Genomic DNA, 13,052 nt, shown 5'->3' with positions numbered 1-13,052 from the left:
TTACTACTCAGTACTCTAATTATCTGCATTTATAAATAACTGCATACTTCATCGAAGTTAAATCGTGGCAACTTTTGGAATATCGCTGTTTCATCTGCGTAACCTAAATTACACAAGAAATTTGAACGCTGAGTTGTACCTTTAAAGAATTCTTCATCTACAATCTCATTGCTAAATCCTGACATAGCGCCAACATCTAAGCCCAAAGCTCTAGCAGCAATCATAAAGTAGGCTCCTTGCAAGGTGCCGTTTAAAAAAGCGGTACGCTCTATATATTCGTCTTTCCCTTTAAAAAATGGGCGTCGATCTTCATGAGGAAATAGGAAAGGAAGTTTTTCCCAGAAATTTAAGTCATAAGAGATGATGGCGGTTACAGGTGCATCCATCATTTTGTCTATATTTTTTTCTTTTAGCGATTTAGCAAGGCGAGCTTTTCCTTCAGGACTTCTGACAAAAATAAAACGAGCTGGACAACAATTCATACTAGTTGGACCGTTTGCAACAATCTCATATAAATTTTCTAATATTTCTTCAGGTACTTCTTTTTTTTGCCAAGCATAGTGTGAGCGAGCATCTCTAAGTATTAAGTCGATAGAGTCATCATCTAGCTTAGATTTGCGTGTTCTAAGCTCTCTAATATTCTGTTGAGCTTCACTACGTGCTTTAGCTAGTGCCTCACCGGTTAATGCTGTCATATTACATCTCACTTATTATAGTTAACTGGTACTTGAAAGATTAACAACAAAGCTTTTAGCCTAGTTCGCTAACCTTATACCTTATGTTTAAAGTTACCTTATTTTTAACGACAATAATTAACAAAGTCAAATAAAATCGATATTATTTTTAGCGATAATAACAACCAATGTCAAACAAAATCGATATTACTGTTGGTGTAGAAGACAGATTTTCTCCTTACTTGATTACTATTAACTTTTGAATATATTAAGTTTTCTTCTTTCAACGCTTGTTTTTATTACATTCTCATAGAGCTCTCACCACTCATTACACATGCTTATTAACTTTCTATGTTGACAGATTTTTAAACTACTGACTTAATTATGGTTGTTTTTAGCGATAATAATGGTTATTGTTACAAAAAAATCGATAATAACCGAGGATAAATATAATGCCTGCTTGGAAAGAATATAAAAAAGAATCTGTTGAACGAGGCTCTCTTGCTTTTGAAGTTTACTGTGTACACAGCGTACCTTCAGGTGATATGGCTGCTGTAAAGCAGAATTTACCTGCACATTTGGCTTATCAAGCTGAACAGGAAAAGCAAGGGGCATTAATGCTTGCTGGCCCTGTTTCTGACTTATCTGGTGATTTAATGGAAGGTGAAGGTCAAATCATCTATAAAACAACATCACTTGAAGAAGCTATTAACATTACTGAGAATGATCCAATGCATTCAAGTGGTGCTAGAAGATATACAATACGTAGATGGTTAATAAACGAAGGGTCATTTCAATTTGATCTTAAATTGTCAGCACAAACCATCAAAGTTAAATAATTACTTTATTAGAACAGTAATAGCATAGGTACCAACAGTGAGTTGATGAATGAGCAACATATTGTACATACTCATTACTAATCTTACTGGTTTTCAAGTGCTCAATTTTCTTGTAATTAATGAAGGCGCCAAAATAATGAATTATATTTCGGCGCCATAATCGCCAAGTTGTAAAGTTTTATTAAAAATATCCCTATTCTCTCTTAAGATTAATTAGGGTTAACAAGTCAAAAGTCCTCTATTTTTCCGAAGGTTTTACATGTTAAAAGAAGATGCTTTAAAGCCAAAGTTAAGTCGTATAGTAAGTCGAGGCTTTACGAGTATACTCATTGCTTTAACACTTGCTACGATCATTATATGGCCGTTCGAATACCACTTCTTTATTAGTTGGGTCGCTACCACATTTATGGCGGCAACCCCCACACAAATGCTTTTAGGCTTACTATGGAAAAATAGCGTACCTCAATTTATAAATAACTATCCAGCGCCAGTAAAAGGCTTAATACTGACCAGTATAACGGTCATTACAGGGGCTATTGTTCTAACCATAACTTTGACATTAATCAGCGGTGGTCATGGAGTAACTCCAATGTTAAGTCAATTTATGATTATGACTGTTGTTTCTACTATATGGATGTTGCTTATTTGGCAATGTTGGCCTGCTACCATATTCTCAAAGGATAAGGTGAAATTTGGCCTATTAACTTTCTTTTTTTCTTACTTAATTGCCTTTACGCTATGGCAACTATTTTTTGATTATAGTTTCCTTTATAAAAGCTCTGATCCTGCCTACTACAAAGATATAGATCCAAAAGGTCTATTAGATATGTGGCATGCAACTTCGTTCTTTGTAACAACAGCTTGCATTATTATTGTTCATACCTTGTTTGATTTCTGGCCAATAAATAAACTCGTTGGAAAAATTAAACAGCCTCTTCGAGGATTAATAAGCACTCTCTATATTTTAACTTTAGCCTTTATATTACGACTTATATTTGTTGATTGGTTTCAGTTCGATCAGGTTGAATATTTGGTTAGAGTGCCTGTATGTTTAATATTTGGAACCTTTTTAATCAGTAACATGATGCAATTGAAATTATTTATAACAATTGCTCAGCCTTTTAAAGGTTTAATTTTACTAGTTTGTGCAATATGCGCTGCCTTATTAATGCATGAAGTCTATTCTTTTGCTTCAAGCATACATGCAGGTAAAGTATTAGAAAAGGGGCCGTTAGCAGGCTATGAAAGAGAACAGTGGATTGCCTCTGCTGTACTAGGCGTGACTTTTCCAATGATATTTATTGTTTCAGGCTTTTTTAACTTTTGGCCAATGAAGCCTTTGAAATAAAGCTTTTTAAAAATAAAAAAGCGACTTTACCTCAGTAAAGTCGCTTACAATTTTGTTGCTTATAATAGCTAGAGCAGGGTTGTCGCCACCCACAGCAAGTCGCTGAATATAATCTCTAACTATTCAACAGTCACTGACTTCGCTAAGTTTCTTGGTTGGTCAACATCCGTACCTTTAATAATAGCGACATAATACGATAACAATTGTAGTGGTATTGTATAGACTATAGGTGCAACAAGTTCATTACACACAGGGACATCAATAACCTTCATTGTATCATCATTGGTGAAATTGGCATTTGAGTCAGCAAAAACATACATTAAACCACCACGTGCTCGAACTTCTTCAACATTAGATTTTAATTTTTCAATTAAATCATTTTTAGGCGCGACAACAATAACTGGCATTTCAGCGTCAATTAAAGCTAGCGGCCCGTGTTTCAGTTCGCCAGCAGCATACGCTTCAGCATGAATATACGAAATCTCTTTAAGCTTCAACGCCCCTTCCATGGCGATTGGGTATTGATCACCTCTACCTAAAAATAAGGCGTGATTTTTATCGGCAAAATCTTCAGCCAAATCTTCAATGGAACTTGCTAATGCAAGGACTTCTTCAAGTTTACTGGGTAAAGTCATCAACGCTTGCGCGATTTCCGCTTGCACTTCACTGTTCATGTCATGATATTTACCTAATGCTAAGGTCATCATCATTAAACCCACTAATTGAGTGGTAAACGCCTTTGTTGATGCAACGCCAATTTCAACACCAGCTTTAGTCATAAAGGCTAAATCAGATTCACGTACTAATGACGAACCATCAACATTACAAATAGTTAAACTTGCACGATAACCCAGTTCTTTAGCTAACCGTAAAGCCGCTAATGTGTCAGCCGTTTCGCCAGATTGTGAAATTGTGACTAATAAAGCATTTTTAGGTACATATGATTTGCGATATCTGAACTCACTGGCAATTTCAATATTACAAGAAACGCCTGCCAGCTCTTCTAACCAATAACGGGCCACCATGCCTGAATGATAACTGGTACCACAGGCAATAATTTGTACATGCTCAATATCTTTGAATATATCTTCAGCGCCTTCACCAAAGGTGTTTACATCAAGCGTATCACCTGATAAACGCCCTTCTAAAGTATTGCGAATGGCGATTGGCTGCTCGTAAGTTTCTTTCAGCATATAATGGCGATATTCACCTTTATCACCGCTATCATGATTCACATTAGCTTCTTTTGCTTCTCGTTCTACGGGCTGGTCATTGTCATCAAAAACATTTACTTCAAAACGAGTTACTTCAGCAACATCCCCCTCTTCCAAAAAGGCAAACTTACGGGTTACCGGTAATAACGCCATCATGTCTGAGGCAATAAAATTTTCCCCTAAACCAAAGCCTATTACAAGAGGGCTACCTGAACGAACTACTATGATGCGATCTTTATCTGTACTGTCCATCACCACTGTGCCGTATGCACCTTCTAATTGTTTAACGGCTTTTTGTACGGCAGATAATAAGCTATCACTTGTTTTTAGTTCGTGATGAACTAAGTGGCCAATAACTTCGGTATCTGTTTGAGAAACAAATTCGTAACCTAAACCTTGTAATTGACTGCGTAAAATTTGATGGTTTTCAATAATTCCATTGTGAACCACGGCAATATTACCGCTAGAGAAGTGTGGGTGAGCGTTTACTTCGCTTGGCGAACCATGTGTAGCCCATCGTGTGTGGGCAATACCTGTTCCACCACTTAATGGCGTTTCAGTAAGTGCTTGTGCTAATTCTTGCACTTTTCCTAAACGTTTAGCACTCGCTAATTGGTTTTGTTCATTTATAGTTGCGATACCTGCAGAATCATAACCTCGATATTCTAAGCGCCTTAAACCTTCTACTAGTATTTCTGCTACGTCACGTTGTGCTACCGCACCAACTATGCCACACATATATTAATCCTTATTTTTCTGCTGAACTTTTATTTAATTCGGCTTGGCGCATATTAAGTTTACGCCTTGGGCCTTTAGTTGTGTTCTTACTGACTCAGATAAATCATCATCAGTAATGAGGGTGTGTATTTGTTGCCAAGCTAACTCTAAATTTGGAATTTTTTTGGCTATTTTATCTGATTCAACCATCACAATAACTTCTCGTGCTACTTCAGCCATTACTCGACTTAGGCCTATCAATTCGTTAAAAGTGGTTGTGCCTCGCTCGATGTCTATGCCGTCAGCACCAATAAATAATTGGTCAAAATCATACGATCGTAATACTTGTTCTGCCACTTGCCCTTGGAAAGCTTCAGAATTCGCATCCCAAGTGCCGCCGGTCATCAATAAGGTTGGCTCATTTTCTAAGGCATGAATCTCATTCGCTATACTTAAAGCGTTGGTCATCACCACTAGACCTTTTTTATTAGTTAACTCTGCCACTAAAGCAGAGGTGGTTTGCCCACTATCAATAATAATACGGTTATGATCACGAATCAGGGTGGCGGCTTGTTTGGCGATGGCTTTTTTTTGCTCGGATAATCTTTCACTTTTTACTTCAGTAATTTCACTAGGTAAGGCGATAGCACCACCATAGCGTCTGAGCAATAAACCACTATTTTCTAAAGCAGCTAAATCTTTACGAATTGTCACCTCAGAAATATCAAACTGCTTTGCTAAGCTATCAACACTGACTTCACCGGTTAAATTCAAGTCAGCAATGATGCGATGGCGGCGTTGTTGAGTATTTCTTTTTGACATATTTTCTGAGGCTTATTTCGATATGGTTTCACTTTGCTCACCATTATGTTTCAAATCGAAAGTTAATGCAATATGAGTCTACTATCTTAATGACAAGGGTTTCGAACTTAACTGTAGAAGAGAGAATTAAATATAGGTAGGGTTAGCCACATAACAAAATTATGTGGCTAACTAAGTATTACTGCTTTACCTAACGACTAAGTGTTATAGCTTAGTAGGGCGTTGCCAATTTTTAATGTTACGTTGTTTGCTGCGCGCCACTGCCAGCTCTTCATTTTCTACGTCTTTGGCAATGACAGAGCCTGCACCTACAGTGGCAGTGCTGCCAACAAAAACAGGCGCAACTAGAGAGCTATTTGAGCCAATAAAGGCATTGTCATCAATAATAGTTTGAAACTTATTAACGCCATCATAGTTACAGGTGATAGTGCCAGCACCAATGTTTACATGTTTGCCTATTAGCGTATCACCAAGGTATGTTAAATGCCCTGCTTTACTGCCTTCACCTAAGGTAGACTTTTTCATTTCAACAAAGTTACCCACATGCGAATTTTTATTCATCACTGTGCCTGGACGAATACGAGCAAAAGGCCCAACAGAACAATTTTCACCAATGACAGAGTCTTCGATAATAGTATTAGGCTTAATTTCCACATTTTCAGCAACAGAGCAATTTTTAAGGATGCAGTTCGCGCCTACTTTAACACCGTTTGCTAATTCAACAGAGCCTTCAAAAATACAGTTAATATCAATACTAACTTCATTACCAACAAATAAGTTACCACGGATATCGATACGCGCAGGATCGCGTAAACTCGCTCCTGCTATCATTAACTCTTCTGCTAATCGTGCTTGATAAGCACGCTCTAGTGCTGCTAACTGTACTCTGTTATTAGCACCTTCAACTTCAATTTCTGTTTCAGGGTGTGCCGTTGCAATTGTTTTACCTTCATTATGTGCTGCAGCAATAATGTCTGTTAGGTAGTATTCTCCTTGCGCATTTTCATTAGATAAGCCAGATAACCAGCGTTTTAAATCACCGCCATTAGCAAGTAAAATTCCGGTATTAGCTTCTTTTATTTTCAGTTGCTCAGCACTCGCATCTTTTTGCTCAACAATACCAACGACGGTATTATCTTCGCGTACAATACGACCATAACCAGTAGGGTTGCTAAGATTAACAGTGAGTAACGCCATACCATCGTCAGGTTTTACCGCTAGTAAGCCAGTTAGGGTAGACACTTTTGTTAATGGCACATCGCCATAAAGCACCAAGACATCTTCATCATCTTTCAAAAAAGGTGATGCTTGATCAACCGCATGCCCAGTACCTAGTTGGTCTGCTTGCTCAACAAACGTTAAATCATCCCCTTTAATAGATGCTTTGAGTACTTCTCCGCCAAAGCCATACACTACATAAATATTAGTAGCACCTAGTTGGCGAGCACTATCAATAACGTGCTCTACCATTGGCTTATCTGCGACAACGTGTAGTACTTTAGGAAAAGAAGATCGCATACGGGTACCTTTACCCGCAGCAAGAATGACAACAGAGAGAGACATAGAAAATCCATTCGGCTTAAAATAATTATGCATTATTGTAACCAAGAATAGCCAAACTATGCTAGCAATACTCTTACTTGAAAAGCGTTACCCTGCATTAGGATTTATTTAATAAGCCAACTTCCAGAGCTTCAAACCAATCAAGAAAGCGCTGCACATCATCTCCTTTGAAAATGCGGCCATGCTGTGGACACATCATATCAATATCCAATTTTCTTACTCGTTTTACCCAATCGTTTTTGGCTGAGTTAGATGGCATCCACCGTTGATGAAACATCCGCATTTTATTGGTATGCTCATCAAAATTTTCTACATATAAAGGTGCTTCTACGTCCTCTAGCGCTGCACCAATATCACCCGACATTAAAATTTTTGCTTCTGGGTCATAAACATTAAAGTTACCTGATGAATGTAAATAATGTGCAGGGATAAACTCTAAACTAACCCCATCAATTTTTAACGAACTGCCTTCATCGGGGATTGGATCATAGGTAATACTTTCCATGCCAAAGTGGCGTATAAACCCTTCCCAAATCCAAGGTGAGTGGAGTGTTGCAGAGGGTAATGCTTGATCCCAAAGCCCTAGAGAAGAAATAATATCAGGGTCTTGATGTGATGCAAAAATATGGGTGATTTTATCGGCAGGCACTTGTTTGATCACCGCTGATAACATAGCGGAAAATAACTCAATGCCACCTGGATCCATTAATAAAGCATTTTTTTTAGTAATTACAATATACTGATTTGTATCAATAATTTGCTCGGGCTTATCATCATCACGGCCAAACATTAACCAGGCGTGAGATGCACTTTCAAATAACTTCTGTGTTTTCATTTTCCTATTCCATTAATATTCATCAAGTGTGGCAACCATTTGTTGAGAGTATTTAATATGATCTTTAATTTGCCCCGCTGCACCTTCAACATTATTGGCAACATTAATCAGTGCCTCTTGATATTGTGCGCCTGCTTGAGAGGCCTCAACCCTAGAAAGTGTTGCGAGAATCACCGCATTACGAAGCTCATTACTTAACATAGCTAATTCTTCACTGAGCTGCTCTATCTGCCGCTTATATGTACTATCTAACGCTTGTTGCTTTACACTACAACGCTGATAAACACCGTCTAAACTATTGATGTATGGTGAGCTTTTAGCTTGAGTGTAAACTCTATTAAAGTGTTCAATAGCCGTATCTGCACGTACTTTTTCAGCTGAAGTTTGACTTAATATTGCCGCTAACTGGTTAATTCTTTTTGATGACTTGATAGTCACTTCCGCTAATCTATCAATGAAATCTGTTAAAGGCCGAAAACCAGCCGCACGTTCACCTGCTCGTAATGCAACAGCTCTTGCGTTACTAGCCGTTAATGACAACTTTTGGGCAATATGCGTAGCCAGATCTAATTTTGCTGCAATCTCTGCTACTGATACAAAATAATTTTGAGATGGGTTAGACATTTTAAAATTTTCATTATTAGTTTCAATTAACTATAGCCATAAAAATTAAATTTGTTAGAAAATAATGTCACTTTTCTTAAAGAAATATTCACTGTATAACACCATTCACCCTTGCACCCTTGCTGTGCAACTGAATATTTTTTCGCCCTAAAAATAAGCAAATATGAAAAGCACAAGCTATAAAACAACTGTTTTATCTTTTATTTTTAATTACTTACCTGTGAAATCCTCTTTGGTACAGTACTTGCGATACGGATAGCAATAGAACGCAACCTGCGGTAGTAAATAAGATGAGCGATAAAGTAAAACTAGTAGTAATTGGTAATGGCCCTGTAGGCCATAATTTTTTAGAGTATTTAGTTGAGTCAGGCAAAGCTGACGATTACCAAGTCACTGTATTTGGCGAAGAACCTCTTCCAGCTTATGACAGAGTACATTTAACAGCTTGGTTCAAAAATAGAACGGTTGATGATATCAACATGGTTCATGATGACTTTTACGGCAAGAATAACTTCACTTTGCATACAGGTGATAAAGCAACGAAAATTGATCGTGAAAAGAAAGTTGTTCTTTCTGAATCAGGCCGTGAAGTAAGTTACGATAAAATAGTGCTTGCTACAGGCTCTTTCCCATTTGTTCCACCAGTTCCTGGTCATGAGCGTGACAATATTTTTGTTTATCGTACTATTGATGATTTAGAGAAAATCACTGAAGCCGCTAAATCAGCTAAAGTTGGTGCTGTTATAGGTGGTGGTTTATTAGGTTTAGAAGCTGCCAAAGCAGTTATGGACCTTGGTTTAGATACCCATGTTGTTGAATTTGCACCTCGTTTAATGGCCGTACAAATTGACGATGGCGGCGGCGCCATGTTGAGTAAAAAAATTCAAGATTTAGGCGTTAGTGTCCACACTCAAAAGAATACCCAAAACATTGGCGATGGTGATAGCGCCGTACATAAAATGAGTTTTGCCGATGGCAGCGAGCTAGAAACTGACATTATCGTTTTCTCTGCGGGTATTCGCCCACGTGATGAATTAGGTCGTGCAGCTGATCTTGCCATGGGTGAGCGTGGCGGTATTGTTATCAATAATAACGCATTAACTTCTGATGAAGATATTTACGCTATTGGTGAAGTAGCACTTTGGGACAATAAGATTTTTGGTCTTATCGCCCCGGGTAATGCAATGGCTCATGCTGCCGTTGATCATCTAACTCAAACTGGCGAAAGTGAATTTGCTGGTGCTGACATGAGCACTAAATTAAAACTGATGGGTGTTGATGTTGCTTCTATTGGTGATGCACACGGTAATACGCCTAACGCTCGTAGCTACACCTATGTAAACGATCGTGAAGAAGTTTATAAGAAAATTGTTGTCAGTGAAGACGACAAATATTTACTAGGTGCTGTACTTATCGGTGACGCTGCCGAGTATGGTTCACTACTACAATTCATGCTTAATAAAATGGAATTACCTGCTGAGCCTGAAGGGCTAATTTTACCAAGTGTTGATGGCAGCTCTAGTGGTATTGGTGTCGATGCCCTACCTGATTCAGCACAACTTTGTTCATGTTTAAATGTGACCAAAGGCGACATTATAGAAGCAGTAGACGCTGGAGCCACTGACATGGCTGCTATTAAGTCTTGCACTAAAGCAGCCACAGGCTGTGGTGGTTGTGCTGCACTAGTTACACAAGTACTTAACTGTGAATTAGAGAAAAAAGGTGTTGAAGTCAATACTGACCTTTGTGAGCATTTTGCTTACACACGTCAAGATTTATACAACATTATCCGTGTTGAAAAAATTAAGTCATTCGAAGAGCTGCTTGAAAAACATGGTACCGGTTTAGGCTGCGATATTTGTAAACCTACAGCGGCGAACATTCTTGCTTCATGTTGGAATGACCACGTCTTTGAAAGTAGTTTACAAGGTTTGCAAGATACTAACGATTTTTATATGGGTAACATGCAAAAAGATGGTACTTATTCAATTGTACCTCGTGTTGCCGGTGGTGAAATTACACCAGAGAAACTTATCGTTTTAGGCGAAATAGCGAAAGAGTATGATTTATACACCAAGATTACTGGTGGTCAACGTATCGATTTATTCGGCGCACGTGTTGAACAACTACCACCAATCTGGCGCAAGCTAGTTGATGCTGGTTTCGAAACAGGTCATGCCTACGGTAAGTCATTACGTACGGTTAAATCATGTGTTGGCTCTACGTGGTGTCGTTACGGCGTACAAGACTCTATGGGCTTGGCGATTAAGTTAGAACACAGATATAAAGGTTTACGTTCACCTCACAAAATTAAACTAGCTGTATCAGGCTGTACCCGTGAATGTGCTGAAGCACAAAGTAAAGACTTTGGTGTTATCGCAACAGAAAACGGTTGGAACTTATATGTTTGTGGTAACGGCGGTATGAAACCACGCCACGCAGACTTATTCGCCTCTGATTTATCAGAAGAAGAAGTTATTACTTATATTGATCGAATCTCTATGTTCTATGTACGTACTGCTGATCGCTTACAACGTACTTCGGTATGGATGGACAATATGGAAGGTGGCTTAGAGTACTTAAAGTCTGTCATTATCGATGACAAATTGGGCTTAAATGCTGAATTAGAAGAAGAAATGAAAAGCGTTGTAGATACCTATCAATGTGAATGGAAATCTGCCATTGATGACCCTGAAAAAATGAAACGCTTTAGCCACTTTATTAACAGCGACAAACAAGATGATAATGTTATCTTCACTACCGAGCGTGAACAAATTCGCCCAGCCTATGCTGAGGAAAAGTCACTTGCTATTGAAGTTAAATAACACAGGAGTAAAATCATGAGCGACCAAAACCAATGGCAAGACATTTGCAAAACCAGTGATATTCTGCCTAATATAGGGGTCTGTGCTTTATTTGAAGGAAATCAAGTAGCTATTTTCAAAATAGCAGATACCTCAGGCACAGAACAATTATTTGCTATCAATAATTATTGTCCATTTAGTGAATCGAATACTATCTCTAGAGGTATAGTTGGCAGTTTAGATGGTAAAACAGTTGTTGCGTCACCTCTATATAAACAACATTTTGATCTTACAACAGGAATCTGCCTAGAAGATAGCACAGTGACTCTTAACACCTACCCTGTGCGTATAGAGGGAGATACCGTTCAATTAGCCGCTTAAGGACGTATAATGAAATATAGTTATTACATTGCTGATGTTTTCACTGACCAAGCTTTTCATGGTGTACCACTGCCAGTTTTTACCAATGCAAGTGGACTCAATGACAAGCAAATGCTTCAAATTGCTAGTGAGCTTAACGCAAGTAATACTATATTTCTAACTCCAACTGAGCAAAGCCACTGCTTTAATATTAAAGTTTTTTCTAAGCTAGAAGAAGTACCTATCGGTAGCCACTCAATTTTAGCGGCAAGCTATACCTTAGCTAAAACCGAATTAGCAACGTTATCAGATGAACATACCCTTATTTCTTTCCGATCTAATTGGGATGACAGCATAGAAACTGTTAAAACCTATGTAAGTAAAAACGCCCAAAATGAGCCTTCACTTGTACAGCAAACTTATAATACCAAACCAACAATAGATCGCTTTACACCTACAACGGAAGAGTTAGCGGCAATGTTGTCTCTAAGCCCTGCCGATATTGGTTTCGACAATTATCGACCACTTATTGTCTCATGTGGTGTTCCATACCTTATTGTGCCCATTAAATCATATTCCGCCATTCGCGATGCTAAGTTCAATGAAGATGCTTGGAGTAATTCCTCTGCACCGACTTCATTAGCTCAAGAAATCTTACTATTCTCTAATAACACCGATAACAACCAGGCGGACTTTCATGCTCGATTATTAGGGCCAAGCATAGCGCATCATGAAGATCCACCCATCGGTGGGGCAATTAATGGTCTCGCTAACCATATTTGCGCTCATCCACACATACAAGCAGGAACACATGTCTTCGCTGTACAACGCGGAGCAAACGATGCACGTCAAAGTATGTTTTATATAGAAATGGATCATAAACAAGAAAGGGATTTAACCGTCCGTGTGGGCGGTCATGCTGTGATCGTTAGCGAAGGTAAAATTACTGTTGAGACATAGCTAATACCTACCTAATTACTGTACAAACTAATACGCAATTAGGTAATTTTTCTTAGGCTTGCTGAATTCCAGCAAGCCTTTTTTTATTGGCTTTTTACTATCTATCATTAGCGCTTTAAAACTCATTAAAGATATTTATATATAGTTTTCTCTGTCAAATAAGCCACACTACCACTGCTGCTACTGCTTTTCACTACTGTGCGCCGTGGCATTTATTCCAGCTAAAAGTGAATGGAGTCAGGTAGGAGCATTGTCCTATTGGTACTAGTTTGTTTTATTAAACCCCAAACAA

General features: G+C 38.3%; 11 protein-coding genes. 5 read left to right on the top strand and 6 right to left on the bottom strand.

The window, feature by feature from the left end:
* Positions 1-29 precede the first annotated feature (29 nt).
* A complete protein-coding gene (locus AC27GZ_RS15095; RefSeq protein ID WP_487096196.1) occupies positions 30-695 on the bottom strand; it encodes a malonic semialdehyde reductase in 666 nt (221 codons plus the stop codon).
* Positions 696-1,126: 431 nt separating this feature from the next.
* On the opposite strand from AC27GZ_RS15095, the gene AC27GZ_RS15090 reads away from it, so the two are divergent.
* A complete protein-coding gene (locus AC27GZ_RS15090; protein WP_487096195.1) occupies positions 1,127-1,513 on the top strand; it encodes a YciI family protein in 387 nt (128 codons plus the stop codon).
* 427 nt (positions 1,514-1,940) lie between these two features.
* The gene (locus AC27GZ_RS15085) at positions 1,941-2,861 is read left to right on the top strand and encodes a hypothetical protein (RefSeq protein ID WP_487096194.1); all 921 of its coding nucleotides are present in this window, start codon (positions 1,941-1,943) and stop codon (positions 2,859-2,861) included.
* Between the two features lie 119 nt (positions 2,862-2,980).
* Here the strand turns inward: AC27GZ_RS15085 and glmS are convergent, their stop codons facing one another.
* The 5 genes from glmS to AC27GZ_RS15060 form a co-directional block, all read right to left on the bottom strand.
* A complete protein-coding gene (gene glmS, locus AC27GZ_RS15080) occupies positions 2,981-4,813 on the bottom strand; it encodes a glutamine--fructose-6-phosphate transaminase (isomerizing) (protein ID WP_487096193.1) in 1,833 nt (610 codons plus the stop codon).
* Positions 4,814-4,846: 33 nt separating this feature from the next.
* The gene (locus AC27GZ_RS15075; protein ID WP_487096192.1) at positions 4,847-5,614 is read right to left on the bottom strand and encodes a DeoR/GlpR family DNA-binding transcription regulator; all 768 of its coding nucleotides are present in this window, start codon (positions 5,612-5,614) and stop codon (positions 4,847-4,849) included.
* Between the two features lie 204 nt (positions 5,615-5,818).
* The gene (gene glmU / locus AC27GZ_RS15070) at positions 5,819-7,177 is read right to left on the bottom strand and encodes a bifunctional UDP-N-acetylglucosamine diphosphorylase/glucosamine-1-phosphate N-acetyltransferase GlmU (protein WP_487096191.1); all 1,359 of its coding nucleotides are present in this window, start codon (positions 7,175-7,177) and stop codon (positions 5,819-5,821) included.
* A 97-nt stretch (positions 7,178-7,274) separates the two neighbouring features.
* Positions 7,275-8,012, bottom strand: a complete 738-nt coding sequence (locus tag AC27GZ_RS15065) for an oxygen-binding di-iron domain-containing protein (RefSeq protein WP_487096190.1) — start codon at positions 8,010-8,012, stop codon at positions 7,275-7,277.
* A 12-nt stretch (positions 8,013-8,024) separates the two neighbouring features.
* The gene (locus AC27GZ_RS15060) at positions 8,025-8,636 is read right to left on the bottom strand and encodes a hypothetical protein (protein ID WP_487096189.1); all 612 of its coding nucleotides are present in this window, start codon (positions 8,634-8,636) and stop codon (positions 8,025-8,027) included.
* Positions 8,637-8,926: 290 nt separating this feature from the next.
* Here AC27GZ_RS15060 and nirB point away from each other — a divergent pair, with 290 nt between their 5' ends.
* Genes nirB through AC27GZ_RS15045 form a run of 3 tightly spaced genes read left to right on the top strand, consistent with a single transcriptional unit; the run spans position 8,927 to position 12,760 of the window.
* A complete protein-coding gene (gene nirB, locus AC27GZ_RS15055) occupies positions 8,927-11,461 on the top strand; it encodes a nitrite reductase large subunit NirB (RefSeq protein ID WP_487096188.1) in 2,535 nt (844 codons plus the stop codon).
* Between the two features lie 15 nt (positions 11,462-11,476).
* Positions 11,477-11,821 carry a nitrite reductase small subunit NirD gene (nirD, locus tag AC27GZ_RS15050; RefSeq protein WP_487096187.1) on the top strand — a complete coding sequence of 115 codons (345 nt, stop codon included), beginning with the start codon at positions 11,477-11,479 and terminating at the stop codon, positions 11,819-11,821.
* 9 nt (positions 11,822-11,830) lie between these two features.
* Positions 11,831-12,760 (top strand): PhzF family phenazine biosynthesis protein, encoded by a 930-nt coding sequence (locus AC27GZ_RS15045; RefSeq protein ID WP_487096186.1) that lies wholly within the window; start codon positions 11,831-11,833, stop codon positions 12,758-12,760.
* Positions 12,761-13,052: the final 292 nt, after the last annotated feature.

This window comes from Colwellia sp. SU-HH00943, assembly GCF_057546125.1.
The sequence above is the reverse complement of the archived record's forward strand: the minus strand, read 5'-3'. Positions and strand labels throughout refer to the sequence as shown.